Origin of the sequence: Pedobacter chinensis (genome assembly GCF_003339865.1) — a bacterium.
Classification (GTDB): Bacteria; Bacteroidota; Bacteroidia; order Sphingobacteriales; family Sphingobacteriaceae; genus Pedobacter; species Pedobacter chinensis.
Genome location: NZ_QPKV01000001.1, coordinates 13362 through 39502, shown reverse-complemented (window position 1 = coordinate 39502; position 26141 = coordinate 13362). Strand labels below are relative to the sequence as shown.

The window sequence follows — 26141 nt, the reverse complement described above, 5'->3', positions numbered from 1 at the left end:
CTTAATAACATTGTGTTCCCACCTGCTTGGGAATGACGGCACAAGCGTAGCCTTAAATATTCGAATGGAAGTAGACTTTAGATACGCTCCTTAAACCAAGTACTAAACATCACTATACTTCTTCTACTGAAAGAACTTTTTTAGCCAGTTTGCCAACTGTTAAACCTTGAACGATGATAGAAAACACCACTACAAAATACGTAATCCCTACTAATAACGGTTTGTAAGGGCCTTCATCCATTGATAAAACCAGGGCAATTGATACTCCGCCGCGTAATCCACCCCAAACCAAAACTTTAATCGTTCCGCTGCTGAATTTATTTTTAAACGGAATCACTACAACTGGAATATAGATCGACAGGAACCGGGAAAAAAGTACGATTACGATACAACATAAGCCAATTAACCAATAATCGGTTATATTATGAATGATGAGTAATTCAAACCCTATGAAAAGGAATAAAATTGCATTTAATATCTCATCAATAAGCTCCCAGAATTTATTAAGATAGTCTTTTGTAACAGCAGACATCGCTGTCCTTTTACCGTAATTTCCAATTACAATCCCTGCAGCAACCATGGTTAAAGGCCCTGAGATATGAATGGAATGTGCAATGAGATAACCACCCATTACCACTGACAATGTGATCAGAACCGAGACTTTATAGTCATCAATTTTTCTCATCGCATTGGATGCACCAATACCCAGAATAGTCCCTAAAACAAAACCTCCTAATGCTTCTTTTACCAGTAACCATGATATATTGGTAAAACTTAAATCAACATCAGTTCCCTGCGCCAATTGAAGGATTACTGCAAAAATCACAACTGCAACCCCATCATTAAATAATGATTCTCCCGCAACCTTTGTTTCCAGTGATTTTTTAACATTAGCCTCTTTTAAAACACCCATTACAGCAATAGGATCAGTTGGCGAAATCAAGGCACCAAACAACAAACTGTATATAAAAGGTATATGGAACCCAAAAATCGGTGTGATATAAAAAACCAATGCACCAACAGCAAAGGTTGAAATAACCACACTTACTGTCGAGAAAATAATAACCGGCGCCCTTTGTTCTCTTAAATCAACCAGATTAATATGAATAGCTCCGGCAAATAAAAGGAAGTTTAGCATGGCTCCCATTAACACTTCTGTAAAATCAACATCCTGCAGCAGTGTAGAGAAATGATCAAATGTTTTTGGAAATAAACTGCCCGTCAAAACCAATACAATTGAACTCAACATGGCTATAATCATAATACCAATAGTTGAAGGGAGCTTTAGATACCGAAGATTTAAATAAGAAAAGAAAGAAGCTAAAACAATGAGTACTGAAAAAGAATAATATAATTCCATAAATATTTTAAAAGAATCGTTTAAAAACCACAAAATATTAAAAAACTTCGACTCGTCTAAAATTCATTTTAGATTATGACGCTTTACAGTTAAGTTTTACTAACAAAAAAGCCGATATAAAATCGGCTCCTTATTTTTTAACTTAACTGTTATCTATAACGAACTTGTTGCTGTTTGTCCATCATGCCCATCTGATCTTTCATTTGTTTAATCTGATCAGCCAGCAATTTGTTTTTATCTGCTTTTTTAGCTTCTGCTAAATACATGGTGGCTTCTCGTTTATTACGCTTTGCCATTGCAATTCCGGCTAAACTTAACTTAGCTAATGCAACATTATGATCCATCTGCATACCTAAAGCAAGTGATTTTTTAAAATATTTTTCACTTTGCATTGGCGCTGTTCTGCTTTCAATTAAACCGATTAATAAGTTGTAATAACCATGCTGAACTTTAATCAACTGGCTTTCATAATTAGTGATGCGATCCAAAAATTGTTTTGCCTTTGGCATATTGTCTTTTCTAAGGTACCATTGTGCCAATAGCATATTCTCATTAAAGAAATAAGTTACCAAAACAATTAGTCCTAATAAGATAGCCACAATTCCCCATGGCCAGAAACCGAAAACAAATAAAGCAACTGCGCCACCCAGTAAAGCAAACCCCGCAATTAATCTGATAATATTTGGCATAAAATTTATTATAATTATTTTTTTTTTGCAAATATCGTTTTTAAATGGCAGAAATTAGATTTTAAAACAATAATTTCATTAAAAATTTCACAGGCTTAACAATTCATCAAATTAATATGAAAATTCTCTTATCAATAACCTTAATCGTACTTGCAATGAATGTTTCTGCACAAGAAGTAAATAAAAAAATTCACGATCAAACCAAAAACAAAGATGTGCTGATTAATATTTGTACCCGGGACGGTATGATCTCATTTCCAGAGTTTAAGGAAATGTACGACCCACTTTATGCAGCCTATATACCTGATGCTGCCACGATGATTGAGTTGAAAAAATTAGTAAAAAAGGAGAAAATTAAAGTTGTTTTTGGTAGCTGGTGTGGCGATAGCAAGGTAAATGTTCCCAACTTTTTCAAAGTGCTTGATAATTTACATTTTAAAGAAAAAAATGTAGAAATCATCGCAGTTGATGGACTAAAAAAAGCTGAAAATGGCCTTATTGATGGTTTAGATATCCAGCGCGTGCCAACATTTATTGTTTATGATAACAAAGGAAAAGAATTAGGAAGAATAATTGAAGGGCCTAAAACCACTCTTGAGGGAGATTTGTTGGAAATTTACAAAAAGAAATCATAAAACTTTGCCTCATGATTAATGGTTTAAACTTCATCGAAGGAGATCTATCAACCATTTGCTAATATTAAACTTATTTACATTTAAAATATATGTCGGTAGCATTAGAACCAAGTTGGCTTGCTGTTTTAAAAGAAGAATTTGAAAAAGACTACATGAAAAGCCTGAAGTCTTTTTTAAGGGATGAAAAGCAGAACGGCGCCATAGTTTATCCCAAGGGTTCTGATATTTTTAATGCGTTGAATATCACCCCATTTGATGAGGTTAAGGTTGTGATTTTAGGGCAGGACCCATATCATGGTGTTGGACAAGCACATGGATTATCTTTTTCTGTACAACGTGGCGTAGCTATTCCTCCATCGCTCAAAAACATTTATAAAGAACTGGAAGATGACATTAAAGGATTTAAGGCCCCCAATCATGGCAATTTAACACACTGGGCAGAACAGGGAGTATTGCTTTTAAATGCTACACTGACAGTTCGGGCTACCGAAGCCGGCTCACATCAAAACAGAGGTTGGGAAATTTTTACTGATGAAATCATCAAAGCACTTTCTGAAAAACGTAAACATATTGTTTTCTTACTTTGGGGAAAATATGCTCAGCAAAAAGCAGCATTGATTGATCAAAAAAAACATTATGTGCTCACAGCAGCACATCCCTCACCCTTTTCAGCATATAATGGCTTCTTTGGCTCAAAACATTTTTCGAAAGCAAATCAATTGCTGGTTCAAAATAATTTGAAACCAATTGATTGGAATATTCAATGATTTTAACCATCTTAGATTACTAAAATAATTATACCACCTAAGACACCTTAGCGCATCTTAGTAAATCCTCCATAAAAAATCATCCCAATTATAACTTTAACTTTTTGATGATTTTTACAATGATGAAGAAAACTTTTCTTGATAATCTGGAGTATAAAGTAACCGGAGCTTGCATAGAAGTACATAAAATGCTTGGTCCGGGTTTACTGGAAAGTGTTTATCAAAAATGCCTTATAAGAGAATTGCAGTTACAGCAAATAAATTTTACGGCTGAACACTCTATTCTAATAAGTTATAAAGATATTTTACTGGATACCGAATTAAGAGCTGATTTAGTGATTGAAAATTGCATAGTTGTAGAGTTAAAATCCGTGGAAAATATTCTTCCAATACATGAAGCACAGATTTTAACATATATGAAACTTTTAAAAGTGCCAAAAGGACTATTAATAAACTTCAACTCAACTAATATCGTTCAACATGGGAAAAGAGCCTTTGTAAGCGAATACATGTACAAATTCGATGTTTAGCTTAGATGCCCTTAAATGTCTTAGGTGGTAATATTTACTTTTAAAACCAACATATTAATACTCCAGCGGCACAATAGGTTCTTTCTTTGTAGTTGACATAATCATCATCGTTTGGAATGTTTTAACTACAGAAATTTTACTGATTTTCTCCATGATTAAACGTTCGTATGATTTTATATCTTTCACATAAACTTTTAACAGAAAATCTGCCTGACCAGTTACATGATGGCATTCAGTGATTTCCTTGATTTGATTTACTTCATCTAAAAAGATTTGAATGGTATTGTTTTTATGAAAATCCAATTGAATTTGGATAAAGGTTTTAATTCCCAAACCCAGCTTTTCTTCATCAACCAAGGCATGGTAGCTCTTAATGTAACCAGCCATCTCTAATTTACGTACACGTTCAAGAGTTGGTGCCGGCGATAATCCAATTTCTTGTGATAAAAGCAAGTTGGTAATTCTACCGTTATCTTGTAAGATTCTTAAAATTTTAAAATCAATTTTATCTAATTCTGATGCCATATAAATTCAAAGGTATTTGAGAAAACAAACATAACCAAATTATATTCTAAATTTTAACAAAATTTATCTAATAAATTTTAATAATTATTTTTTAGATTTACCTAAAAATAAAATTAGATAAATTTAAATGCAAAGTTTTACAGAAGAGAATTATCTTAAAATAATTTATCATCTAGCAGAAAAAAACAACAGTGTTCAAACTAATGCAATAGCTGAGCAAATGCAAACCAAACCTGCATCGGTTACTGATATGATTAAGAAACTGGCTGAAAAAGGTTATGTTGATTATATTAAATACCAGGGTGTTACCTTAACTGAGAAAGGTAAAAACGCAGCAATTGACATAGTCAGGAAGCATAGATTATGGGAAGTTTTTTTAGTAGACAAACTCAATTTTAAGTGGGATGAGGTACATGATGTTGCTGAAGAATTAGAACATATAAAATCAGTTGCACTGATAGAGCGGCTGGATGAATTTCTTGGTTTCCCTAAATCAGATCCACATGGTGATCCCATTCCCGATAAAAACGGACGATTTGCCAAAACCCAGTTCATTAAACTAATCGAATTAAAAATCGGTGATACCGGAACAATTACTGGTGTAAGCCAGCATAGTTCTGCTTTTTTAAAGCATTTGGAAAAATTAGGCCTGACACTTGGCAAACAAATCCAAATCAGCGATGTTACCGATTTCGATGGTTCAGTAGAAATTCAGGTAGCAGATAAACAAATTAATATTAGTAGAGAAGTTGCAAAACACATTTTAATTAGCAGTAATGGCAAAAACTGAGTCGTTAAGTGAGGTACATCAAAGTGTAAGTACTGATAAAAGAAAAGGTTGGCGCAGAATTTTGGCCTTCATTGGTCCGGCTTATTTGATCAGTGTTGGATATATGGACCCCGGAAACTGGGCAACAGATTTAGCTGGAGGAAGTAAATTCGGATATCAGTTGATTTGGGTTTTACTCATGTCAAATCTAATCGCCTTATTATTGCAATCTTTAAGTGCAAGATTAGGCATTGTCAGAGGTTTGGATTTAGCCCAGGCTTCAAAGCATGCCTATCCCCGCTGGGCAAACATCCCGTTATTTGGATTGGCTCAAACTGCCATTATTGCTTGTGATTTAGCCGAAATAATTGGGATGGCCATTGGCTTACAATTACTTTTCGGCCTGCCATTGATCTGGGGCATTTCCATTACTATTTTTGATACTATCTTGCTGTTATTCCTATTAAATAAGGGTATGAGAGCCATGGAAGGTTTTATTGTTTCCATGGTATTCATCGTTGGAATTTCTTTTTTAGTAGAGATGTTTATTGTCGAGCCATCATTAAAAGAAATAGCAAAAGGTTTCGAACCATCGGTTTTAGGTGGCGATGCTTTATACATTGCCATTGGTATTATCGGAGCAACCGTAATGCCTCATAATCTTTATTTACACTCTTCTCTGGTACAAACCAGAAAAATAGAACGCACAAATAAGGGAATTAAAGAAGCCTTAAAGTTCAATTTAATTGATACTACAGTCGCACTGAATCTTGCCTTTTTTGTAAATGCCGCAATATTAATTTTAGCAGCAGCAGCTTTCTATAAAAATGGCCTACATGAAGTGGCAGAAATACAGGATGCACATAAACTCCTTTCCAATATATTCGGAAATGTAGCTCCGGCTTTATTTGCCATTGCGTTAATCGCTGCGGGGCAAAGCTCTACCGTTACCGGAACACTTGCCGGTCAGATTATTATGGAGGGGCATATTAATTTAAGAATTCAACCCTGGTTGCGCCGCTTAATTACCCGTTTATTAGCCATTGTACCTGCTTTTTTTACCATTTTACATTATGGAGATGATGCTCTTGGAGGATTATTGGTTTTAAGTCAGGTGGTATTGAGTTTACAATTGGGCTTTGCTGTAATCCCATTGATTCATTTTACATCAGATAAAAAACTGATGAAAGATTTTGCGATCAAAACCTGGGTAAAGATTTTAGCCTGGGCAAGCGCGTTGGCCATTATCGCCTTAAATGTAAAATTAGTTATAGAAGAAGTTGGTGGTTGGGCCCAAGAAGCCAACAATTGGTGGATTTATGTAGTTGTGGTACCAGCCTTAATTTTCATTGTGTTACTCCTGTTATATGTTTTCTTTCATCCCTTATTGGAAAAGAAAATGTCATCCAAACAAATGGTTCCTCATGGAAATGCTTTGGATATCGGTAAAATTGAGAAAATTAGCTATTCCAGAATTGGCATAGCGGTTGATTTTTCGAAAAATGACCGCAATACCATCAGGCATGCTTTGATTCAGGGCGGAAAAGATGCACATTACTTTTTAATACATGTGGTTGAAACTGCGGCCGCAAGATACCATGGAAATGAAGTGATGGATCATGAAACGCAAAGCGACAGGCAAAATCTGGAGAAGTACAGAACAAACCTGGAAGATTTAGGTTATGATTCTACTCCGTTTATCGGGTTCGGCAGTACAGCCAAAGAAATTGCAGATATCAGTAACAAAAACGACCTGGAACTTCTGGTAATGGGTGCCCACGGACACAAAGGCCTGAAAGATTTGATCTTTGGAACAACGGTTGATTCCGTAAGGCACAAAGTAAATATCCCGGTTTTGATTATCAGATAATGAGTTACTTATTAAGTACTTTCATTATTTTTTTAGTTCCACCGTCACCAGCATTATACATTAAAAGTTTTCCCGCTGGTGAATACAAATACATTGCGGGATACATTTTTGGCAGGAAAGCAGGAATAAACAGATGATTTTTATCCTGAAGAATGGTTACATTCGGTTTGGTATTTAAGCCCTTTGCGTACGAATTAAAAAACTGGGGAATAATATAAGCTTCATCTAAAGTGACCATGTAAATATTCACATCTTTAAATTGATTATAATTGATATTCAGCAAATTAGCCTCTCGCTGACAATGTTCACAGGTACAATCAAACAGCATAAAAAGATTGTTTTTACCTTGTACCAAATCTTTATTTGAAAATGCCTTACCATCCAGTTTAAAGAAAGTAAATTGAGGCAAAAGCGTTGGCTGCTGGGCTTTAGTTTGATGAATGGTGGCAATTAAAAGAATTAAAAGAAGGCTTCTGATTTTCATTTTTGATGTTTAAAAAAATCAAACATAAATAATTAATGTTAACGGAATAAGATATCTTTTAGCTTTTACAAACAGATGAATATTCTATTTTATTAGTCATCAGCTAATGATGAATGATAACAAAAATACAATTATAACTCAAATTTTAAGATATTTGCAATCCGGCATTTTTCTGCTGATTTTTTTATACAGCTTAATAGGCCATTAATAATATAATATAAGTTTTGAAAAACGACATTAACATCAAAAATAAAAGAGCGTATTTTGACTACAATTTACTTGATAAATATGTAGCCGGGATTGCGCTGTTAGGAACAGAAATAAAAGCGATAAGACAGGGCAAGGCAAATATGACAGATGCTTTCTGCATGTTTATTGGCGGGAACCTTTATGTTAGAAATCTTCATGTATCTGAATATAGCCACAGTTCTTTTTATCACCACGATATAAAAAGAGATCGTGCTTTATTACTTCAGAAAAAAGAGATTAGAAAACTTAGACTTAAAGGCGAAGAAAAAGGCTATACAATAGTGCCTTTACGCATCTTTATCAATGAAAGAGGGTTTGCTAAAATAGAAATTGCGCTGGCTCAGGGTAAAAAAGAATTTGACAAACGTGATAGTATTAAAGATAGAGATACCAAACGTGAATTGGATAGAGCAATGAAAAGATAATTATTGGTTCATTAGTGATTAGTTCAATTGTTCATTAGTCATTAGTATCAAAACCCAATGACTAATGAACAATTGAACCAATGAGCGAATGAACCAATGAACCAATGAACCATTGAACCAGATTACCACGCCTGATCGCCAACTAAAGGCACAAATCTGAACGTATCTAAAACTATTTTTTCATAATCAGTTTCATTTACACGGATAACGGTTACCATTTTTTGCGTTTTCTCATCTCCTACCGGGATAACTAAAATGCCCCCAATTTTTAATTGTTTGAGTAAAACTTCGGGCACTAAAGGGGCTCCGGCAGTTACAATGATTTTATCATAAGGTGCATGTTGTGCAATTCCTTTTGATCCATCGCCACAGTAAAAAGTCGGCCGGTATCCCATCCCGGGTAAAACCTGAATGGTTCTATTGTATATATTTTCCTGCCTTTCTATAGTAAATACCTGAGCGCCAAGCTCCATTAAAATACAGGTCTGATATCCTGATCCGGTTCCGATTTCCAAAACCTTATCCCCTTTTTTAATGTGCAACAATTCACTTTGATAGGCAACCGTGTAAGGCTGAGAAATAGTTTGTCCATCACCTATTGGAAAGGCTATATCTTTATAAGCCTGATTCCAAAAGGTTTCATCAAAAAAGAAATGACGCGGAACTTTACCAATTGCTTTTAATACGTTTTCATCTTCAATTCCACGAGACTTAAGTAATTCAACCAGTTTTTTTCTCGCACCACGTTCTCGGTAATTATCAACAAATTTATAGGCCATGAAGTCTCAAAATTAACTTTTTAAAATGGTGTTACAAGATAAAGAAATCAACATTAAGATAACAGACAGTAAATCAAAACTAAAACATTCGCATTTGAAGTAGGCTTAAAAATATTAATTGCGTGTATTGAGGAATTATTTCTACTTTTGAAATCTTATAATCTTAAAAGAAAATCATTATATATGAAGAAAATATTATTCAGTTTTTTCGTTTTTTGTGTTTCTTTATCAACTTTCGCTCAAACTGGAGCAGACTATAATTATTCAATCGCGGCAAGAGCATTTAGTATTATGCAATTGCCAAAAGTTTTAAACCAAACCAATACTCAGGATTACACCAGGATGTTTGGAAACGGAATAATGCTTAAATTTAATGACAACCAAATTAGTTATAGAATTAGCGGAACTTATTTTCGAGATGATTTAGAATTTGATAATACTTGTGGAACATGCGAGATTGGGAAAGGAAAGGTAACTGATTATTCCTTTAAAATTGGTTTCGAAAAGAATTTCAACTATTCAAAGATCCAACCTTATTTCGGTTTTGACATGGGATACCGTTCAAATCGTTTTACAGGAACTGTAACTCCGAAAACAAACGTAATAAGAGATATTATTCAAACAGCTGACGCATCTAAGAATGGCCTGGTGTTAACACCTGTTATTGGATTAAAGGTTAATATTATTCCCCAATTAAATCTATTTGCTGAAAGTAATTTAGATTTCTATTATTCATACGAGAAGCAGGATGTTACCGAACCAAATGGCGTGGCCAGAACGGTAACTACTTATAGAAAATGGGAGTTTTTACTTAACCCAATTTCTGCCGGTCTTCAATTTAACTTAAACAGTAAAAATTAATAGGGATCAACATCTATTTGTGTAAAAACACCTTTAAACTCTTTTGTGGCATTAAATTGAGTTAAGGTTTCTTTTAATGCATCTTTAACTTTTTGGATAGCAGTATGTTTATCAGCTTTGATAATAATTTGCTTGATATAAAGGTTTCTAACACGGCTGATTAAGGGTTGCTCAGGTCCTAAAACACGTTTACCGAATTTAGCTTTAAGAATATTGGCCAAGGTAAATGCGGCATGATCAAGAACATGGGAATCTTTGTGTTTAACATAAAGAAAAATCATACGTGAAAATGGTGGATATTGAAATTTTTCGCGTTCCTGTATCTCGTCATGATACATCCCTTCGTAATCGTTATTTACAACCTGTTTAATAATGCGGTTTTCAGTATCATAGGTTTGGATACAAACATTGCCCTGATCAGCTCTCCTACCCGCCCTACCTGCAACCTGCGCCAATAGCTGGAAACTACGTTCATATGCTCTGAAATCGGGATAACTTAGCAGTGTATCTGCATTTATTACACCTATTAAACTCAAATTATCAAAATCCAGCCCTTTGGCCACCATTTGAGTTCCGATGAGAACATCAGTTTTCTTTTCCTGAAAATCTGTTAAAATTTGCTGCAAGCCATTTTTGGTTCGCGTGCTGTCCATGTCCAGACGGGCAATGGTTACATCTGGATATAGTAGCTTAAGTTCTTCCTCAATCCGTTCGGTTCCGAAGCCCTTTTGTTCTATATGAACAGACCCACAAGCGGGGCATATATTAACACTACTTTGCTGATAGCCACAATAATGACAATGCAATTTACCGCTGCTTTTATGATAAGTTAAACTTACATCGCAGTTTACGCACTTAGGTGTATAACCACATGTTGCACAAATTAAGATGGTGGCATAGCCCCGCCTGTTCTGAAAAAGAACAATCTGCTCCTTTTTTGAAAGCGCCAAATCAATATCTTTAATTAACACACTGGAAAAATAAGAAACCATGGTTTTCCTTTTGGTTTCTTCAGATATGCTGACTACCTGCTGATTTGGCAACTGAACACCCCCAAATCTTTCTTTCATTTCTACAAGACCATACTTGCCCTGCAAAGCATTATAATAGCTTTCCAATGATGGCGTGGCCGAGCCCAGAATAACTTTTGCCTGATGAAGGTAAGCTAAGTAAATGGATGCATCCCTTGCCTGATATCTTGGCGCCGGATCGTATTGTTTGTAGGATGGCTCGTGTTCCTCATCAACCACTATTAATTTTAAATGCTGAAATGGAAGAAAAACTGCCGACCGGGCACCAAGAATTACTTTGTAAGCACCTGTTCTTACTTTATTCCATATTTCCACCCGCTCACTGTTATTAAACTTAGAGTGATAAACACCTATTGAACTCCCAAAGTAGCGCTTGATCCGCTCTACAATTTGCGTTGTTAAAGCAATTTCGGGCAACAGGAATAAAACTTGTCCATCAGTATTTTGAATAATCTCTTCAATTAGTTTAATATAAACCTGAGTTTTACCTGATGCCGTTACACCATGAAGCAAAACCACATCTTTTTCTTCAAACGATTTTTGAATTTGGGATAATGCATTCTTTTGACCATCATTTAATTCAAAATTCACACTAAATTCTTCATCATGAGCAGCTAACCGACTTATAGGCCGCTTCATTATGATAAAAATATCCTTATCGGTTAAAGCTTTTAATGCTGCCGCGCCACAATTACTTTCTTCTAAAAGCTGTTCTTTAGCAATCGGAAGATTAGATTTTTGCAGTTTAAGATAAGCAAGCAGTGCATCCAATTGTTTCGGTGCTCTTTCTAAAACAGTAAAAAGTTGTTTCAAATTTTCCTGATCACTGTAAAAATCATTCAGCAGCACAAATGATTTCAGCAAAGGCTTGTACTTCTGTACAACCTCTTCAGCAACCAATACCAATTCTTTTTCCAGTAATTTATTGATGATTGGATACACCGTTTTCTGTCCCAAAAGTTTAGATACATCATTAACTGTTAACCTTTGTTGTTTTTTTAAGGTTCCAATAATAATTTCTTCTTTTTCTGTAAGTACAATCTCATCGCTGAAATCTTCACGGAGAATGAGAATCGTTTCACTGGCTAATTTTAAGCTGGCCGGTAAAGCAGCAGACATTACATCGCCTTCGTTGCACATGTAATAGTTCGTCATCCAATTCCAGAATTTTAACTGGGTTGAAGTAACCACAGGTTCAGCATCAATAACATCAATGATATATTTGGCCTCGTAAACAGTGGGTGGTGTAGTGGATACGCCACTAATTAAAGCAGTATAAATTTTATGCTTGCCGAATTGAACAACCACCCTTTTACCGACCGCAATCTGATCATTTAAATCAAAAGGTACCCGATAAGTATAGTTTTTCGCCAAAGATAAAGGCAAAATAACTTCAACAAAAAGTGTTTCTCTTTCTGTAAAAATATCAGTTCCCAAACTATTCATTATTTATCTTTAAAAGCAGCAAAAAAAAGCATTATCCAACCCAGAACGAATAAAAGCCCTCCAATCGGAGTTAAAGGACCAATCAGATTAATAAAATCCAACTGTAAAATACTTCTGGTAGCAAGCAAGTATAAAGAGCCTGAAAATAATATGATTCCGAAAGTAAAACAGAAATAAGCTATATTGATGAGCTTGTTTCTATACCGGGCAAAAGTGGAAAGATATAGTAATGCAAATGTATGATAGAACTGGTAATCAACGCCTTTTTGCCAAATTTCTAATGAAGGGCCATCAATTGAAGCCTTTAAGCCGTGGGCGCCGAAAGCGCCGAGTAAAACAGCAACAACACCAAAAAAAGAAGCAGTAAGGATAATTCGTTTATTCATATGTTTTTTGCTTGAAGCAATCGCTAAATTAATAAATTGACAAAGAACTTCTCACTAATCAATGTAATAAATTAAATTTGTTGCACAGCAAATGAAAAAGATCATAATTTTACTAGGTGCATTGTTCATAGGTGTTGCGTTTATGGCCTACTTATATTTCTCCAAATTAGGTATGGAGAATAATGCAAAGGATTTGGCTTTACAATCGGCAACAAACAACGCTGCCCTGGTATTTTCCTTTCAAAATGATAAGAGTTTCTACGAAATAATAGAGGCGCAAGATCTTATTCAACAGGTTTTGGGAAAAGAGAAAATCAACTTTCTGAAACAATTAAGAGAGGTATTGATTAATGATAATGCCCTTAATAGTTATATTAAAGATCAGCATATTTATATTAGCGTACTTCCTGATTCTAATAAAACATTAAATTTTCTGCTAACCGTTGAAGTTCAACCCGATGAAGATCTCAATAAATTTAATGCTCTGATCAAATCAAAAAAATACATTTCAGAAATTAAAAAAGACATATACCGGTTAAAATTAAATGATACACTTTCAACCTTTGCCCGCATTCAAGATCGTGTAATAACTTTATCTACTTCTATCAAATTAATAAATGATGCTGCCATTCGGCTAAATGAGAATCCATTTAGTGAATATATTAAAGAGAATAATGGGCTCAATAAAAATGTTCTGGCGCATATTTACATCAATTTTAACCAAGCTCCTTTATTGTTAAGGAATATTTTAGCGAGCAATATTAATGGTGGGATTTCTTGTTTAAATAAGCAAAACAGTTTTGCAGCTTTAAATTATAATTTCAGCAAGGAAAAAATTCTTTTTAATGGCAGTACAACACTAAAAAATAATGACAATTACCTGAAATTGTTTGAAAGCAGCATTGCTCAAAATACCACCATACAAAACATTTTACCAGACAATACGGCTAATTATGTGATTTATGCTTACGATGATTATGAATCATGGTTTAAAAAATTCAGTTCACTTCAGGAAAGCACTAAAGAATTAGAGCGGGCTAAAACGGTCATTAATACTATTAAAAACGAATATAGAACAGATTTAAATTCTATTTTCCCGCTTCAAACAAAAAATCAGTTTACTATATTTCAATTAAGTACTGCTGAAAAGTTAGGAGCCATCCAGTTAGTGAATGGCGAAAAAGTAAAACAACTTTTATTTGATGTGAGTGCAGACTATAATGAGGAGATTAAACTTTTCAAATCATCAAATATCTTACAAAGTTATTTCGGAGAGCCTTTTAAAAACTTCAGTCGTCCTTATTATACCATTATTGATAATTTTTTGGTGGTGGCTAATAATGCCAGTACGGTTCAGTCATTTTTAAACAGTTATAGAAACAATAAACTGCTTATTCAAACTCCAGAATACCTTGATGCATTAAACCAAATTTCTAACACCTCAAATATTAGCTATTATATAAATTTAAAGAAATCACAGGATATATTCAGAAGTAATGTTCTATTAAAATATTATAAGCACCTTCGGGCAGATAGCGGCTTAAGAAACTTTGATACTTTTCTATATCAAATGATTTCTGATAAAAATAAATTTATTACTAACTTACTTCTAAACAAATATTTAAAATCAGAAATACCAGATTCATTAGGCAATCGTTAAATAGGAAACAGACCAGAAACTAAATTATAAATGAAGAAACTTTTACTTGCTGTATTAATAATTATAAGCTTTCATACCTTACGTGCTCAACAATATTCTTTATTTGGCACTAAAACAATGTTCGATGCTTTTGAAAATCCATCTCAAAAATCCTTTATACTAGATTCCTCAAGAAGATTTTCTTCTAATTTTTTTCTGCCTTATTTCGGTGTAAATGGCGCAAACAGAGGCGATGCTGAATATGTAGTCAGGAGACTTACTCAAGCAGGTGTTAATGATACCAGAAGCCTTTCCATTGGTACCGGAGCAATTAACCACATATACACCAATAATAATATCTACGTAGCAACATTCAGAATATTCCAATCTTACAAATATCAAAAGGAAATGGGATTTGCATGGCAAATCAGATCGGATGCGCATGTTGACTATACCAATGAAACGCTTGCCATTTTTGATACCTATACCAGATTTCCTGCATACACAGAGTTAAATGATATTTTTAACACTAAAGGTTACCAGCAATCTTACCATCAGTTTAGCTTCACTTACAGAGAAAACTACAATAAAAGACTTGCATTTGGCATTAAAGCAAGTTTATTGAGTGGTATTTTATATAATGACTTAGATATCAAAAAATCAAACCTTTACATTAGCCCTGAAACAAATTCATTGTTAATTGGGGTAAATGGAACATATTCCAGCAATTTTAATGACATCGAAGAAATCAATAAAAAAACATTTTTTCCTAATTTCAAGAACCCAGGATTATCGCTGAGTTTTGGCACAAACTATACAACTCAAAAAGGCTTGTTTTTAATGGCTAATGTTAAAGACCTGGGCTTTGTATGGTGGAGAAGCGAAACCCAAAGAACAATAATTAATCAACAAAAAATTATAGAAGATATTGGTTTTAATCAGGCCAATACAAATGAAGAAATCAGAGATATCTTTTTACTTTCTCAACAAAGCAAAAAATTTTTAGCAGCTACCAATGCTAAACTTGATGTGTATGTTTCAAAAACATATGGCTTTTATAAACCTGGATTGATTGTTTCGAAGAATCTGTTTTACAAAGGCGGCGATATTGCTTTAGTAAATACATTTAACTATAACAATTTATCAGCCAGCGTTACGCCGCTTTACAATTTGAATGATATATTTATGGTTGGGCTTCAAGGCAAATATCAAACGCCAAATTTTGAGCTTTTTGGAGGTACGGACAACTTATTTTCAACAGCAAGCCAGGTAAGAGGAATTATAAGTAACAGTGCAAAAATTGGGAAAGGCCCGAATGGTGCTTCTTTTTATATGGGGATTGGAATTAAATTTGGTAATGTTGTAAATCATCCGCAATTCAGTGATGTTATGCCTGGCATTAATGATAATGAAGGCAGGAGTTTCTTCAAAAACCTCATTTCAATTTTTAAAAGAAATTAAAACTAAACTTTTTTCTTAGGTTGAGTGACAACGAAATCTTTCAGATAGAAGGGTTCAAAATAGGCAACATTCTCAAAATCAGCTTTTTCAAACACTTTATTGGCCAACTTTGACATATAATGAGCGGAGTTAAAATTAGCATTGTTAAAGCTGGCGTTCGGCCGGCTCAAAGTTTCTGCACACTTTGCGGCTCCATCCCCAAAGAAAGTGATTTGATTTTCTCTAAACCAATCAGCAAAACTGGTTTCATCGATTATTTTGGCAGATGTTGGTTCTAAAACATTCAGTTTCGCATCAAAAACTGCAGTATAAACTTCCATTCTCCTGGCATCGATCATCGGACAAATCAACCCTGAGTAATCCGGATTTTCATGGATAAATCCCGCGGCCATCATTTCTAATGTTTCAATGCTGATCAATGGTTTCTCCAAAGCATAACACAACCCTTTAGCAGTTGAAACCCCAATCCTTAAACCCGTATAAGATCCCGGACCTTTACTCACCGCTATAGCATCCAAATCAGAATAAGTATATCCAGCCGACTTCATCACTTCATTAATAAACAAGGTTAACCTGCTGGCATGAAGGTTCTGCCCTGTTTCTTCCTTTATCAATACAGTTTTTCCGTCAATTGATAAAGCTACAGAACAAACCTGAGTAGCTGTTTCTATTTGAAGTATTTTAGCCATACGACAAAGATAAGGTAAAAGGAACAAGGTTAAAAGGCAGATGGCCCGAGGTTAAAAAAAGATACCGATACTACATGATGATCTGGTTGTTAATCATCAACCAAAAATGGATTAGTTATGGAACAGGGTCATGCCCGTGTTTTCCCCAGGGATGACAACGGCCTATACGTTTTAAAGCCATCCAGCCGCCTTTAAATGGCCCATATTTACGAATAGCTTCAATGCCATATTGCGAACAGGTTGGCGTAAACCTGCAATTTGCACCAAGCATTGGGGAAATAGCGTATTGATAGATTCTGATCAATCCTAAAAAGAGCCACCCAAATATTTTATTGATGAACTTCATTGGGCTGAACTAAAGTTTTAAAACGCTTAAAAGTAGCAATCAGTTTTTTTTGAATAAAAACAAAATCATACTTCTCTTTTCCAACAAATTGAATGGAAAATAAAAGCAACCCTTTATCTGTTGGCAATTGACTATAGAAATTCTCTAATTTATTTAAACGGTAAGCTTCGCGGATGCGACGTTTTAGCAGATTACGATCAACCGCTCTTTTATATCTTTTTTTTGGAATATTAATCACTACCTGAACAGGAACCTCAGTAGTTTCATCAATAAATAGATATGAGATGCGAAATGGGTATAATAAAAAAGAAGAACCGTTTTTGAACAGCAGATCCAAATGTTTTCTGCTGCATAACCGTTCTTCTTTCTTGAATGTGTACATATATTTTTGATTGATGATTGCAGATTTTGATCTGCCGATTCCGATTGCCCGGAAAAGCAATCAAAAATTATGCTTTATGCTTGCGTTCGTCAGAAACTGTTAATCTTTTTCTTCCTTTAGCACGACGTGATGCTAATACTCGTCTGCCGTTAGCTGTTGCCATTCTTTCGCGGAAGCCGTGTTTGTTTCTTCTCTTTCTTTGCGAAGGTTGGTATGTTCTTTTCATGACTGTATATTATCTTATTATAATTTCAAAATTAAGAGGTGCAAATATAAAGCGATTTCTCTACAAATGCAAGTGTGTTTATTTTTATTTTCTATTTTGGAAAACAAATGTAGTAATTCTTTTGAAAATCTGGCTCCATCCTACTTCTGCACGACATCTTATTACCGTCGGGTTAAATAATTGTCGTTTGATACAAAGCGCATCAATCGCACCTGCGGAACGAAAATATTTATTTCAATTTTTCTACATTCTGTGAAACAATATTTCAATACCTTGGTTCGTATCCTCACGAAAAGTAAATTGCACGATGATGCATCATATTACCCCGGGTGTTCTGAATTAACCATGTTTGCTTTAGCTTTATGAATTTGATACTACTTTTCAAACCGTTATTTTTAACGATTGGATCAGTCCGTCTTTCAATTCAAAATGATAATTCAGCACAACAGGGCTTCCGTCAAATGTGCCTGAAATTTCTGCAGACAAAATACTCGTTGTTTCTTTTTCTTCAAAGCTAACCGGCTTCATTACGACTTTGTATTTCTCATTTGCTTCACTTATCCAGTGTTGTATTTCAGTTCTACCGTTGTAAGTTTTGCCTTCGTCGAGCACTATGGCTGTTGCTGAAAAACAATTAGCATAAGCAACACTATCAAAGGTGCTTTGTGCTTTTACTAAATCTGCTATTACTTTTGGTAAATTCATCGTGTTTGTTTTTTTAATATTGAACAATTAAGAAGTTAAGGGACATTAAGGCTTAATGCCTTAATGGTTGTTTTTTTTAATATCAAACGGTTGGTATTGTTCCTCCATCAATTACGAATTCTGTTCCCGTTAAATAATTGGCTCTTGGCGAAACCAAAAAACCGACTAGTTCTGCAACCTCTTCGGGCTGTGCAGGTCTGCCGTAAGGTATTCCACCCAATGCGTTCATCACACCCTGCGTTGCTTGTTCGATGGTAATATTCGAGCGCTCCGAAATCCGTTCCATCATTCTGATTGCGGAGGTCGTTTTTATCCAACCAGGCGAAACCGTTAGCACACGAACGCCTTTTGGCGAAACTTCATTAGATAAACTTTTGCTGTAATTGATTAATCCTGCTTTAGCAGCAGCATAAGGAAGTGTAGAATCGTATAAAGGTAATTTTCCCTGAATAGATGCGATATGAATAATTACACCACTTTTTCGCTCGATCATTTGCGGTAAAAAGCCCCTATCTAAACGAACTGGTGCAAGTAGGTTTGTTTGAATGGTTTCTTCCCAATCTTCATCGGTCAATACAGCAAAACCACCGCCCTGTGTTTCAGAACTGCCAAGATTATTGATAAGCACATCAAGCCTGTTGTATTTCGCTAAAACCTCTTCCACCACTTTTTGCGTTCCTTCAGATTTGCTCAGATCTGCTGAAATAAAATGTAGTTTTTCATTTGGTGTTTCAGGTGTGTTTCTTGCGGTAATGATTACCGTTGCCCCTGCATTTAGCAATCGTTCTGCAATGGCTTTTCCTGTTCCTTTTGTGCCGCCTGTTACCAAAACAATCTTACCCGATAATTCATTGTTGAAATTAAATTCTGCTTCCATTGATTGAAATATTTAGGACAAAGTTCAGGCCTATGCCCGGTTCATACAAGTACGGAAAAACGAATTGCATAGGGATAAATTTTTCCCTTATTGTACAATTTGGAACATTGCGCTAAATTTGTTTGATGTATGAGAAAAAGATACCATTAAACCTGAATTGTGGCCTCGACCTGATTGGCGAAGTGCTGTATGGTAAATGGAAAATCCGTTTGTTGTGGTTTATCAACGAAGGGCACAAACGACCAAGCGAACTGCAACGCAAAATCCCCGATGCTTCACGCAGGGTTTTGAATATCCAGCTGAAAGAATTGGAAGAACACGAATTGATTACGAAGAAAATTTATCCTGTTGTTCCTCCTAAAGTGGAATACTCATTAACCGATTTCGGAAAAACTTTGATTCCTGTTATTGCTGCTCTGGGGCAATGGGGCGATGATAATGAAGAAAGGCTCAAAACAATAATCCTTTCCCTGCTTAAATAGTAAATTCCCCAATCAGGATAGTTTTAAAAAAAAGCATGGGGTGTTTCTGCGTAACCCGGAAATATACTGGAAAGAAGCGAGACCACTTTTTACCTATCTCCAAGGAAGTTAAACAGACTTCTTTCATAGCGCTATACCTTTTCTTTACCCTGCATTTATCTCAGGTCTATTCCGTAGGAATAATATGAACTCCTGAACTATGGCCAAGTGAAAAAACATGAAGTAAAATCGGGCATTACCGAGTTCTAATGATGAGTGGTAAAAAAGGTCTGATCCATTAATGCAAAAATCCCCTTTTTACGGGATAGCCAAAGCAACTGCAGTTATTTAACTTTATATCAGCATCTTACGGCTATAAATAATGAAACCATCATGAGTTACATTCAAAAATACCATAACCGTTGGTCATCCCTGAAAACAAGGCGACAGTTATAAAATGAGTATATATTGCTGGCCTGGAAGGAGAAGGTGCCAGATAAATAAGCAAAATTAAAACTATAGCATAATATGGACACAGAACAATTTACGCCAAAATCTGATCATCAGTTTAATGACAGTAAAACGATAGCACTGATCAGTTACCTTACCGTTATTGGATGGGTAATTGCATTTGTAATGCATGGCAATAACAAAACAAGTTTGGGAATTTTCCATTTACGTCAATCGGCATTTTTAATGCTGTGCGCAATAGCATTATACGCGGTACAATTTTTCCTTCTTTTTATCCCTTACATCGGCTGGATGTTATCCATTTTAATAGGAACAATTGGCCTTGGCTTGTTTATTTTATGGATATTCGGTTTAATTACAGCCATAAATGGCGAAGAGAAACCATTGCCCTTGCTCGGAACCCGCATACAACATGTACTACGTGGCATTTCTTAATGTAACTCCTAATCAATAATGAAATCACTTAAATCCATCACTTGTTTATTGCTCATATTGCAGCTTTCATTAGCTTGCAAAACAGTTCCCATTACGGGTAGGAAACAACTAAACCTGGTGCCAGATATTTTGATCAGGGAGATGGCATTTACACAGTATGATGATGTTGTTAAACAAAGTAAAACCCTAAATCAAGAAGATGAACTTGCCAAATTAGTTACACGGGTGGGTACTAGAATACAGCTTGCCGTTGAAACCTACATGAATGCTAATAATATGCAAAAGGATGTTAAAAAAATGCAGTGGGCATTCAATACCATTGATGAGCAAATTGCAAATGCATGGTGCATGCCAGGTGGTAAGGTAGTTGTTTATACAGGTTTACTGCCTGTGGCACAATCTGAAACAGGTTTGGCGGTAGTAATGGGACATGAAATTGGCCATGCCATAGCCAGGCATGGCAATGAAAGGATGAGCGAAGCGGTACTGGTTGGCTTAGGCGGTATGGCGCTACAAGAAGCGTTAAAAGAAAAAAAACAAGAAACACAGGCGCTTTTTCTGGGCTTATACATAGTTGGAGGCCATTTGGCAATATCGCTCCCAAATAACCGTAAACAAGAAAGCGAAGCCGATAAACTGGGGCTGATATTCATGAGCATGGCAGGTTATGATCCGGAAGAAGCTGTTCCTTTTTGGCAACGCATGAATGCGCTTCAAAAAACAAAAACACCAGAGTTCTTATCTACCCATCCATCAGACGAAACCCGAATAAAAAATTTATCATTGTTGATCCCGAAAATAAAGGAACAGTATTATAAATCCGAACCTTAAGGATCAATAGAAATCGATCAGGAAAGTGTTCGACCACAGTAAATCTAAGATGTAATCAAGAAAAACAAACGGTAAAGGCGCAAAATTAACTCAAGCTTGTGAAAAATCATAAGCCCCAGACCATTCGAAGAATAAATCATAGTGCCGGACAAATGCAAATCTGCCCGGCTTTTATGCTATTGCTGGGTAAGATACCGGCTATAGCAATAACCTTCTTTACCGCTATCCGTACGTACCAGGCTCCATTGGTCATTTGCCCTGCTGACCACAGTAACGGTCTCTCCATGGGCCGCCTTGCCAATAACCTCCTGATCGGTGCCCGGCCCTTTCCTGATATTCAAATTTGAAGATTCAGTTGTAACCTTTGCCCTGGTTCCGGCGGCAGCCGATGCATCGATATTCAACATCAGGTCGCCTGTTCTGAAATCAGGATCAATCGTGTTATAAATATTCCATAAAGAATCTTTTAGCTCTCCACTTGTTGTGCTACCGTCAATATAAAGCACATTATCTTGTTCCCTTACCTGTAAATTGGCAATTCCGCCGTTCCTCGCTGCTGTAATAAGCGCACCGTATTTTTCCTGTAATGCCATGAGATTATTTGCTGATGGTTAACTTATTGTTTATTTTTTTTGCATGCAATGCACTTACCGACTGCATGAGCGCGGGTAACCTGTCTCTGGTAATGCTTCCCTCAAGGGTTATTTCTCCGGCAGAGGCTGTGGCGGTAACCCCGGGGAAGTCCTTGGTTGCATCTTTGAGCTTTCCGGCAAGTTCCTCATCGGTCGATATCACAGGACCAGATTCCTGTGTCAAAGTGTCCGTCGCAATGCTGTCTGTAACAGCCTTGTCCTTGTTCCCGCTCTTACAGGCATCAAATTGGAGTGCAGAAATGCCAATTGCGGCAATAATTACGTTTTTGGTGATGTTTTTCATGTAGTGATATTAAGTTTATGGTAGAGGCTGATATTTCCAGCCTTGGTTAAACAGATCAACAAATAATACTTTGAAAAGTTCGATGAATTTTCCCATGAGTTCAAAAACCAGACGGTGAGTTTTGAACCACGGCCAGACTCCCACGAGCTGAGGATGGCAAATAAACCAAACCTTTTACAATAAGCAGTGTTCTTTGAACAGCCTGTACAATCTAAACCCGCAGGCACAAAAACCTATATAGAAAAATTATGGCACACTTAGAAGTTGAACCTAAACCTTCACGCCCATGGTGGGTGTGGTTATTGATAGCGCTTTTGCTGATTGCACTTGCTGCGCTTCTTTTTAAAAAATGTAGTAGCGAAACAGGGGGAACCCGATCCGATTCAATCTCGTCGGATTCTGTTGAAACAATAGCGGCAACTGTTCCAGACTGGAATTCAGTGGATTTCAATAGCGCAAAGATTCAAGACCAGTATATCACCGATCGTGATATAGCAGTGAGTGGAAATGGCACTTATACGATTTATACCCTAGGAGAAAACATCCTTTTTCCCACTAATGGAGAAACGATTTCTGATGCCGGTAAAAAGAAGCTCGGGCAAATCAGTGATGCGCTTAAAAAACGATTTGAAGGCGCACAAGTGGCAGTTTTTGGCAGTACTGACTCTACGGGACCAGCAGATGAAAACAAAGAGCTCGGCCGCCTCAGAGCAGAAGCAGTAAAAGCATGGTTGAGCAGTGAAGGCAATATTCCAAACGGGCGCATATCTGTACAATCACTTGGAGAAACTGAGCCGGTTGCCACCAATCAAACTCCCGCAGGAAGAAAACAGAACAGAAATGTTTCAATTGTAGTATTTAATGAAGACAATAAGTAAGTCTAAAACTAAAATAAATGACCATGTCACAGGAAGATAATAATTATAATAAGCTGGAGGAATTATCTGGCAGCGATTACCAGATTGTTGGCGATGAGCCAAACATTATTGGATGGACAGTGAAAAATGAGAATGACACCTCCATCGGCAAAGTGAAAGAACTTCTTTTCGATCCGGGGTCCAGGGCAGTTCGATATCTCATCATTACTCTTGATGAATCCATCCTGACAGAGGAAGAAAAAGAAGTGGCAGTTCCGATAGGCATTGCTCATTTACATACCAGTGATGATGAAGTTGTGTTGCCGAACATTCATCCTGACCAGTTGATTTCACTTCCACGCTATGAAAGAGATACCTTTGGCCATGACACTGAGGTTTATATCCGTGAGGTAATTGGAAGCCCTGCCGCTTTGCGAATTGAAGAATCAATTGTTGACTATGATAGGGAGAGATTCTATGAGCATCACCATTTCGACCGCGCAAACTTTTACAGACGCGGCGGATTGGCTAATGGTCCGTTTGATACATCCTCGCAAGAGAGCACAACTAATCCTCCTGGTCAAACTGGAGATGATGATATTGAAAACAGTTCACGCCTTTAATGCGTAGCTGCTTTTCGTATGTCTAAAATTAGCAGATAAATTGATATAATGATATTTACAGGGGCAAGTCTGTTCACAGCAAAAAAACATCCCCTGTAAATATCATTTTTCTTTTGGCGCACATTTACAGAATTTGAATTGATTATCAGACTGCTTCCACATTTTGTATTTGACCGATTGGAAACAAATATCAATTTGATAAATATAAAGGTACTTTTTCTGCCTTCTCCCCACTTCAGTTACCATTTGGTCACGCGTACAGTTGTGTTGGAAGTAATTTCTCCGAAAAAGTTTCCATTAACGAGAAGATTTGAGCCTCAGAGAAAAAGCGCATAATAAATTATTTCCGCTTTTGAAGGAAGATACTTTGACAAGACAGGGAACCGTTCAATCAGGTACCACTGCAATATATTGTTTCACTGCTGGGAATGACCCCGGAAACATTCAGTCGCCTCAGAAAAAGTCAGCAATAATGCAATAACCAATTACATTAAACCCATTATGATTTTATAGTTAAGTTATTGGCACTTGTTAATTTTCAGTGCTGAAATAAACTTAAGAAAGTATTTTATGGATATAGATACTTAATTTTTCAATACATACGTATGGCTTCATAAGTTTTGATAAAAAAGTAATCCATTATTAATTCCTCTGACGAATGATGGATTTAATATCTGGTACTGCTTTCCATTTGGCCCTTCTTCCCATTCCCTTATGCTTTCAGTGTTACTCACTCTCTCCAAGACTGATTGCCCGTGGTTAAGCGTAACATTGAGACACCACACCTGAACAATCGTCATCCTGAACTTGTTTAAGAACCTTAAATAATATGAATATAGGCAGGAAAGATGCTGACCACAATGTTATTTTTTCTTTGTTATGGTTCTTTCCAATGCAGCAAGCCTTTGCTCCATTTGCTTTAAGGCAGTAATTTCCTTGTCCTTCTCAATAAGATGCAGGGTCAGCTCTTCTATCTTTTTAAGCAGCAGCTTGTTCATCTCTCCTAACTCAATCCCGTTTTCCTCCATTTCTTTTGCTGAGGGTATTTCAGGAAGATGTTTATTTTCTTTAATATAACTTTCCAACTCTTTCAACGTTTCAGCCTTATAACCTTCCTCAAACACATAATCAGGCCAGTTGGAGGCTTCCACTTTAACTTCCTGCGCCCTGATTTTTCCCTTTACTGAAAGCTTTTCTGTTGGTGCCAAGGTTCCAATCCCAACATTTCCTGATTTGTCGACTAAAAATTTTATTCCCAGATAGTCGCCTTTGCTTACCACGAAATGTTGATCATGCAATGCCCCGAAATACCAATTGTCAGTTCCATCGGCAAGTTTAGTTTGAATCCCTTGCGTGAAACCTCCTTCACTGGTGTTTCGCTTCAAGACAATGCCTGGTGAATAATCATAAATCCAGGGATTTCCGGTTACAGGAAAACTATTGTTCTGTGCGTTTACAATACTAAAGCCGTGAAGGATCATTCCTAATAAAATAAATGTTTTTTTGTGTTTCATCCCTATTACTGTGATTTTAATTTATTTTTTCACTTTTCAATTCCAGTATATCTCTTGTTCGCGTTATCAAAGTTTCTTTTTTCGACCATGGCCGTTTCCATTGTGATCGGTGGAGTAATTATTCTATGAGCGCCCATGGGTTGGATTCATTTTAGTTTATGTGATTCAGTTTTTGCTTTGAAGTATTTAATCTTTTCAGGATTTTTTCTTTCCAATAGGTACAAACGACTTTTTACCTGCTCATTTTCTTTCTTTATCTCTATTATATGCAAAGTGAGTTCTTCTATTTTTTCAACCAGGAGTTTATTCATTTCCCCAAGTTCAACACCTTCACTTTCAACCGCTTTCGCTGATGGCATCCCTGGTAGGTGTTTGTACTTTTTAATATAACTTTCCAACTCTTCCAACTTTCCAACATCATAACCTTCCTCAAAAACATAATCAGGCCAGTTGGAAGTTTCCACCTTTATTTCTTTTGCCCGTATTTTTCCATTCACCGCCAGTTTTTCCGTGGGTGCTGTTGTCCCTATCCCCACATTGCCGTTAATGTATAGTTTATCTGGAGAACTATAAGCAGGAGGATCATAGCCTATGCCCATGCCATAGCCACTTAATTGCAGTATTTTTCCTCCTTCAGTACTTTCAATATCTAAAAATCTAAAGCTGCTTGCATAGGATGAATATCCCCACGATCCATGGTAAAACATTTTCATCACTTTGGTCTGGTTGGCATCATAAATCCTAAAAAAATCCAAGTTTGCCTGGGGTGCAAGGATTCCTATGCCTGCATTGCCACTACTGGGAAATGTATTGGTTTGTGCAGAAACAGCCGTGATCAACAATAGCTGTGGAACGAGTAACTTTATGGTTTTCATTTGTTTT

Annotated in this window: 31 protein-coding genes; 14 read left to right on the top strand and 17 right to left on the bottom strand. The window is 36.1% G+C overall.

The genetic code is table 11. From position 1 onward, the window contains the following. Positions 1-112: 112 nt before the first annotated feature. Both DU508_RS00265 and DU508_RS00260 read right to left on the bottom strand, forming a co-directional pair. Complete coding sequence (locus tag DU508_RS00265; protein ID WP_115400850.1) at positions 113-1360, bottom strand: cation:proton antiporter; 1248 nt, start codon at positions 1358-1360, stop codon at positions 113-115. 149 nt (positions 1361-1509) lie between these two features. Beyond that, complete coding sequence (locus DU508_RS00260) at positions 1510-2049, bottom strand: YgaP family membrane protein (RefSeq protein WP_115400849.1); 540 nt, start codon at positions 2047-2049, stop codon at positions 1510-1512. Between the two features lie 116 nt (positions 2050-2165). Here DU508_RS00260 and DU508_RS00255 point away from each other — a divergent pair, with 116 nt between their 5' ends. The 3 genes from DU508_RS00255 to DU508_RS00245 all read left to right on the top strand — a co-directional run bounded on the left by DU508_RS00255 (position 2166) and on the right by DU508_RS00245 (position 3981). Next, complete coding sequence (locus DU508_RS00255) at positions 2166-2684, top strand: thioredoxin family protein (RefSeq protein ID WP_115400848.1); 519 nt, start codon at positions 2166-2168, stop codon at positions 2682-2684. A gap of 89 nt (positions 2685-2773) precedes the next feature. Next, complete coding sequence (gene ung / locus DU508_RS00250; protein ID WP_115400847.1) at positions 2774-3451, top strand: uracil-DNA glycosylase; 678 nt, start codon at positions 2774-2776, stop codon at positions 3449-3451. A gap of 119 nt (positions 3452-3570) precedes the next feature. Next, entirely contained in the window at positions 3571-3981 is a 411-nt protein-coding gene (locus DU508_RS00245; protein WP_233509356.1) for a GxxExxY protein, read from the top strand. 54 nt (positions 3982-4035) lie between these two features. Here DU508_RS00245 and DU508_RS00240 read toward each other — a convergent pair whose 3' ends face one another. Then, entirely contained in the window at positions 4036-4506 is a 471-nt protein-coding gene (locus DU508_RS00240; protein ID WP_115400845.1) for an Lrp/AsnC family transcriptional regulator, read from the bottom strand. A 127-nt stretch (positions 4507-4633) separates the two neighbouring features. Here DU508_RS00240 and DU508_RS00235 point away from each other — a divergent pair, with 127 nt between their 5' ends. Both DU508_RS00235 and DU508_RS00230 read left to right on the top strand, forming a co-directional pair. Then, positions 4634-5296, top strand: a complete 663-nt coding sequence (locus tag DU508_RS00235; RefSeq protein WP_115400844.1) for a metal-dependent transcriptional regulator — start codon at positions 4634-4636, stop codon at positions 5294-5296. Then, positions 5283-7145 carry an Nramp family divalent metal transporter gene (locus tag DU508_RS00230; protein ID WP_115400843.1) on the top strand — a complete coding sequence of 621 codons (1863 nt, stop codon included), beginning with the start codon at positions 5283-5285 and terminating at the stop codon, positions 7143-7145. The genes DU508_RS00235 and DU508_RS00230 overlap by 14 nt, the downstream gene beginning before the upstream one ends. A 4-nt stretch (positions 7146-7149) precedes the next feature. On the opposite strand, the gene DU508_RS00225 is transcribed toward DU508_RS00230, so the two are convergent. Beyond that, entirely contained in the window at positions 7150-7629 is a 480-nt protein-coding gene (locus tag DU508_RS00225; RefSeq protein WP_115400842.1) for a TlpA family protein disulfide reductase, read from the bottom strand. A gap of 224 nt (positions 7630-7853) precedes the next feature. Here DU508_RS00225 and smpB point away from each other — a divergent pair, with 224 nt between their 5' ends. Continuing rightward, positions 7854-8303: an SsrA-binding protein gene (smpB, locus tag DU508_RS00220; protein ID WP_115400841.1), complete on the top strand. Its 450-nt coding sequence runs from the start codon at positions 7854-7856 to the stop codon at positions 8301-8303. Positions 8304-8425: 122 nt separating this feature from the next. On the opposite strand, the gene DU508_RS00215 is transcribed toward smpB, so the two are convergent. Next, a complete protein-coding gene (locus DU508_RS00215; RefSeq protein WP_115400840.1) occupies positions 8426-9082 on the bottom strand; it encodes a protein-L-isoaspartate(D-aspartate) O-methyltransferase in 657 nt (218 codons plus the stop codon). Positions 9083-9265: 183 nt separating this feature from the next. Between DU508_RS00215 and DU508_RS00210 the strand changes: the two genes are divergently transcribed. Beyond that, positions 9266-9943, top strand: coding sequence for a hypothetical protein (locus DU508_RS00210; protein WP_115400839.1), 678 nt, complete (start codon positions 9266-9268; stop codon positions 9941-9943). On the opposite strand, the gene priA is transcribed toward DU508_RS00210, so the two are convergent. Next, complete coding sequence (gene priA, locus DU508_RS00205; protein ID WP_115400838.1) at positions 9940-12420, bottom strand: replication restart helicase PriA; 2481 nt, start codon at positions 12418-12420, stop codon at positions 9940-9942. The genes DU508_RS00210 and priA overlap by 4 nt on opposite strands. Beyond that, a complete protein-coding gene (locus tag DU508_RS00200) occupies positions 12420-12806 on the bottom strand; it encodes a DUF423 domain-containing protein (RefSeq protein WP_115400837.1) in 387 nt (128 codons plus the stop codon). The genes priA and DU508_RS00200 overlap by 1 nt, the downstream gene beginning before the upstream one ends. A gap of 91 nt (positions 12807-12897) precedes the next feature. Between DU508_RS00200 and DU508_RS00195 the strand changes: the two genes are divergently transcribed. Both DU508_RS00195 and DU508_RS00190 read left to right on the top strand, forming a co-directional pair. Then, on the top strand, positions 12898-14466 hold the full coding sequence (locus DU508_RS00195; protein WP_115400836.1) for a DUF3352 domain-containing protein: 1569 nt from the start codon (positions 12898-12900) through the stop codon (positions 14464-14466). Positions 14467-14496: 30 nt separating this feature from the next. Then, a complete protein-coding gene (locus DU508_RS00190) occupies positions 14497-15906 on the top strand; it encodes a DUF5723 family protein (protein WP_115400835.1) in 1410 nt (469 codons plus the stop codon). 2 nt (positions 15907-15908) lie between these two features. On the opposite strand, the gene tsaB is transcribed toward DU508_RS00190, so the two are convergent. The 6 genes from tsaB to DU508_RS00155 all read right to left on the bottom strand — a co-directional run bounded on the left by tsaB (position 15909) and on the right by DU508_RS00155 (position 19131). After that, positions 15909-16595, bottom strand: coding sequence for a tRNA (adenosine(37)-N6)-threonylcarbamoyltransferase complex dimerization subunit type 1 TsaB (gene tsaB / locus DU508_RS00185; RefSeq protein WP_115400834.1), 687 nt, complete (start codon positions 16593-16595; stop codon positions 15909-15911). A gap of 115 nt (positions 16596-16710) precedes the next feature. Next, positions 16711-16941: a membrane protein insertion efficiency factor YidD gene (gene yidD / locus DU508_RS00180; RefSeq protein ID WP_115400833.1), complete on the bottom strand. Its 231-nt coding sequence runs from the start codon at positions 16939-16941 to the stop codon at positions 16711-16713. After that, the gene (locus tag DU508_RS00175; protein WP_115401013.1) at positions 16925-17323 is read right to left on the bottom strand and encodes a ribonuclease P protein component; all 399 of its coding nucleotides are present in this window, start codon (positions 17321-17323) and stop codon (positions 16925-16927) included. Before DU508_RS00175 ends, yidD begins: the two co-directional genes overlap by 17 nt. A gap of 67 nt (positions 17324-17390) precedes the next feature. Next, positions 17391-17549 (bottom strand): 50S ribosomal protein L34, encoded by a 159-nt coding sequence (gene rpmH, locus DU508_RS00170; protein ID WP_010601723.1) that lies wholly within the window; start codon positions 17547-17549, stop codon positions 17391-17393. Positions 17550-17930: 381 nt separating this feature from the next. Continuing rightward, on the bottom strand, positions 17931-18254 hold the full coding sequence (locus DU508_RS00160; RefSeq protein ID WP_115400831.1) for a nuclear transport factor 2 family protein: 324 nt from the start codon (positions 18252-18254) through the stop codon (positions 17931-17933). A gap of 82 nt (positions 18255-18336) precedes the next feature. Next, on the bottom strand, positions 18337-19131 hold the full coding sequence (locus DU508_RS00155; protein WP_115400830.1) for an SDR family oxidoreductase: 795 nt from the start codon (positions 19129-19131) through the stop codon (positions 18337-18339). Positions 19132-19256: 125 nt separating this feature from the next. Between DU508_RS00155 and DU508_RS00150 the strand changes: the two genes are divergently transcribed. The 3 genes from DU508_RS00150 (at position 19257) to DU508_RS00140 (ending at position 21329) form a co-directional block, all read left to right on the top strand. Next, the gene (locus tag DU508_RS00150; protein ID WP_115400829.1) at positions 19257-19613 is read left to right on the top strand and encodes a winged helix-turn-helix transcriptional regulator; all 357 of its coding nucleotides are present in this window, start codon (positions 19257-19259) and stop codon (positions 19611-19613) included. A 507-nt stretch (positions 19614-20120) separates the two neighbouring features. After that, positions 20121-20498: a DUF4870 domain-containing protein gene (locus tag DU508_RS00145; protein WP_115400828.1), complete on the top strand. Its 378-nt coding sequence runs from the start codon at positions 20121-20123 to the stop codon at positions 20496-20498. Positions 20499-20516: 18 nt separating this feature from the next. Beyond that, entirely contained in the window at positions 20517-21329 is an 813-nt protein-coding gene (locus DU508_RS00140; RefSeq protein ID WP_115400827.1) for a M48 family metallopeptidase, read from the top strand. A 176-nt stretch (positions 21330-21505) separates the two neighbouring features. On the opposite strand, the gene DU508_RS00135 is transcribed toward DU508_RS00140, so the two are convergent. Further along, positions 21506-21922 carry an SH3 domain-containing protein gene (locus DU508_RS00135; protein WP_115400826.1) on the bottom strand — a complete coding sequence of 139 codons (417 nt, stop codon included), beginning with the start codon at positions 21920-21922 and terminating at the stop codon, positions 21506-21508. Positions 21923-21926: 4 nt separating this feature from the next. Continuing rightward, entirely contained in the window at positions 21927-22265 is a 339-nt protein-coding gene (locus tag DU508_RS00130) for a hypothetical protein (RefSeq protein WP_115400825.1), read from the bottom strand. Between the two features lie 248 nt (positions 22266-22513). On the opposite strand from DU508_RS00130, the gene DU508_RS00125 reads away from it, so the two are divergent. Together DU508_RS00125 and DU508_RS00120 are read left to right on the top strand one after the other, a co-directional pair. Continuing rightward, positions 22514-23143 (top strand): OmpA family protein, encoded by a 630-nt coding sequence (locus tag DU508_RS00125; RefSeq protein WP_115400824.1) that lies wholly within the window; start codon positions 22514-22516, stop codon positions 23141-23143. 23 nt (positions 23144-23166) lie between these two features. Then, on the top strand, positions 23167-23745 hold the full coding sequence (locus DU508_RS00120) for a PRC-barrel domain-containing protein (RefSeq protein ID WP_158542108.1): 579 nt from the start codon (positions 23167-23169) through the stop codon (positions 23743-23745). An 863-nt stretch (positions 23746-24608) separates the two neighbouring features. On the opposite strand, the gene DU508_RS24230 is transcribed toward DU508_RS00120, so the two are convergent. Continuing rightward, positions 24609-25259: a hypothetical protein gene (locus tag DU508_RS24230; protein ID WP_199562620.1), complete on the bottom strand. Its 651-nt coding sequence runs from the start codon at positions 25257-25259 to the stop codon at positions 24609-24611. A gap of 146 nt (positions 25260-25405) precedes the next feature. Beyond that, positions 25406-26134, bottom strand: coding sequence for a hypothetical protein (locus DU508_RS00105; RefSeq protein WP_115400821.1), 729 nt, complete (start codon positions 26132-26134; stop codon positions 25406-25408). Positions 26135-26141: the final 7 nt, after the last annotated feature.

Coding starts and splice junctions, on each gene's coding strand:
- DU508_RS00265 (WP_115400850.1), bottom strand. CDS start 1,360: ATGGAATTATATTATTCTTTTTCAGTACTCATTGTTTTAGCTTCTTTC.
- DU508_RS00260 (WP_115400849.1), bottom strand. CDS start 2,049: ATGCCAAATATTATCAGATTAATTGCGGGGTTTGCTTTACTGGGTGGC.
- DU508_RS00255 (WP_115400848.1), top strand. CDS start 2,166: ATGAAAATTCTCTTATCAATAACCTTAATCGTACTTGCAATGAATGTT.
- ung (WP_115400847.1), top strand. CDS start 2,774: ATGTCGGTAGCATTAGAACCAAGTTGGCTTGCTGTTTTAAAAGAAGAA.
- DU508_RS00245 (WP_233509356.1), top strand. CDS start 3,571: ATGATGAAGAAAACTTTTCTTGATAATCTGGAGTATAAAGTAACCGGA.
- DU508_RS00240 (WP_115400845.1), bottom strand. CDS start 4,506: ATGGCATCAGAATTAGATAAAATTGATTTTAAAATTTTAAGAATCTTA.
- DU508_RS00235 (WP_115400844.1), top strand. CDS start 4,634: ATGCAAAGTTTTACAGAAGAGAATTATCTTAAAATAATTTATCATCTA.
- DU508_RS00230 (WP_115400843.1), top strand. CDS start 5,283: ATGGCAAAAACTGAGTCGTTAAGTGAGGTACATCAAAGTGTAAGTACT.
- DU508_RS00225 (WP_115400842.1), bottom strand. CDS start 7,629: ATGAAAATCAGAAGCCTTCTTTTAATTCTTTTAATTGCCACCATTCAT.
- DU508_RS00215 (WP_115400840.1), bottom strand. CDS start 9,082: ATGGCCTATAAATTTGTTGATAATTACCGAGAACGTGGTGCGAGAAAA.
- DU508_RS00210 (WP_115400839.1), top strand. CDS start 9,266: ATGAAGAAAATATTATTCAGTTTTTTCGTTTTTTGTGTTTCTTTATCA.
- priA (WP_115400838.1), bottom strand. CDS start 12,420: ATGAATAGTTTGGGAACTGATATTTTTACAGAAAGAGAAACACTTTTT.
- DU508_RS00200 (WP_115400837.1), bottom strand. CDS start 12,806: ATGAATAAACGAATTATCCTTACTGCTTCTTTTTTTGGTGTTGTTGCT.
- DU508_RS00195 (WP_115400836.1), top strand. CDS start 12,898: ATGAAAAAGATCATAATTTTACTAGGTGCATTGTTCATAGGTGTTGCG.
- DU508_RS00190 (WP_115400835.1), top strand. CDS start 14,497: ATGAAGAAACTTTTACTTGCTGTATTAATAATTATAAGCTTTCATACC.
- tsaB (WP_115400834.1), bottom strand. CDS start 16,595: ATGGCTAAAATACTTCAAATAGAAACAGCTACTCAGGTTTGTTCTGTA.
- yidD (WP_115400833.1), bottom strand. CDS start 16,941: ATGAAGTTCATCAATAAAATATTTGGGTGGCTCTTTTTAGGATTGATC.
- DU508_RS00175 (WP_115401013.1), bottom strand. CDS start 17,323: ATGTACACATTCAAGAAAGAAGAACGGTTATGCAGCAGAAAACATTTG.
- rpmH (WP_010601723.1), bottom strand. CDS start 17,549: ATGAAAAGAACATACCAACCTTCGCAAAGAAAGAGAAGAAACAAACAC.
- DU508_RS00160 (WP_115400831.1), bottom strand. CDS start 18,254: ATGAATTTACCAAAAGTAATAGCAGATTTAGTAAAAGCACAAAGCACC.
- DU508_RS00155 (WP_115400830.1), bottom strand. CDS start 19,131: ATGGAAGCAGAATTTAATTTCAACAATGAATTATCGGGTAAGATTGTT.
- DU508_RS00150 (WP_115400829.1), top strand. CDS start 19,257: ATGTATGAGAAAAAGATACCATTAAACCTGAATTGTGGCCTCGACCTG.
- DU508_RS00145 (WP_115400828.1), top strand. CDS start 20,121: ATGGACACAGAACAATTTACGCCAAAATCTGATCATCAGTTTAATGAC.
- DU508_RS00140 (WP_115400827.1), top strand. CDS start 20,517: ATGAAATCACTTAAATCCATCACTTGTTTATTGCTCATATTGCAGCTT.
- DU508_RS00135 (WP_115400826.1), bottom strand. CDS start 21,922: ATGGCATTACAGGAAAAATACGGTGCGCTTATTACAGCAGCGAGGAAC.
- DU508_RS00130 (WP_115400825.1), bottom strand. CDS start 22,265: ATGAAAAACATCACCAAAAACGTAATTATTGCCGCAATTGGCATTTCT.
- DU508_RS00125 (WP_115400824.1), top strand. CDS start 22,514: ATGGCACACTTAGAAGTTGAACCTAAACCTTCACGCCCATGGTGGGTG.
- DU508_RS00120 (WP_158542108.1), top strand. CDS start 23,167: ATGTCACAGGAAGATAATAATTATAATAAGCTGGAGGAATTATCTGGC.
- DU508_RS24230 (WP_199562620.1), bottom strand. CDS start 25,259: ATGAAACACAAAAAAACATTTATTTTATTAGGAATGATCCTTCACGGC.
- DU508_RS00105 (WP_115400821.1), bottom strand. CDS start 26,134: ATGAAAACCATAAAGTTACTCGTTCCACAGCTATTGTTGATCACGGCT.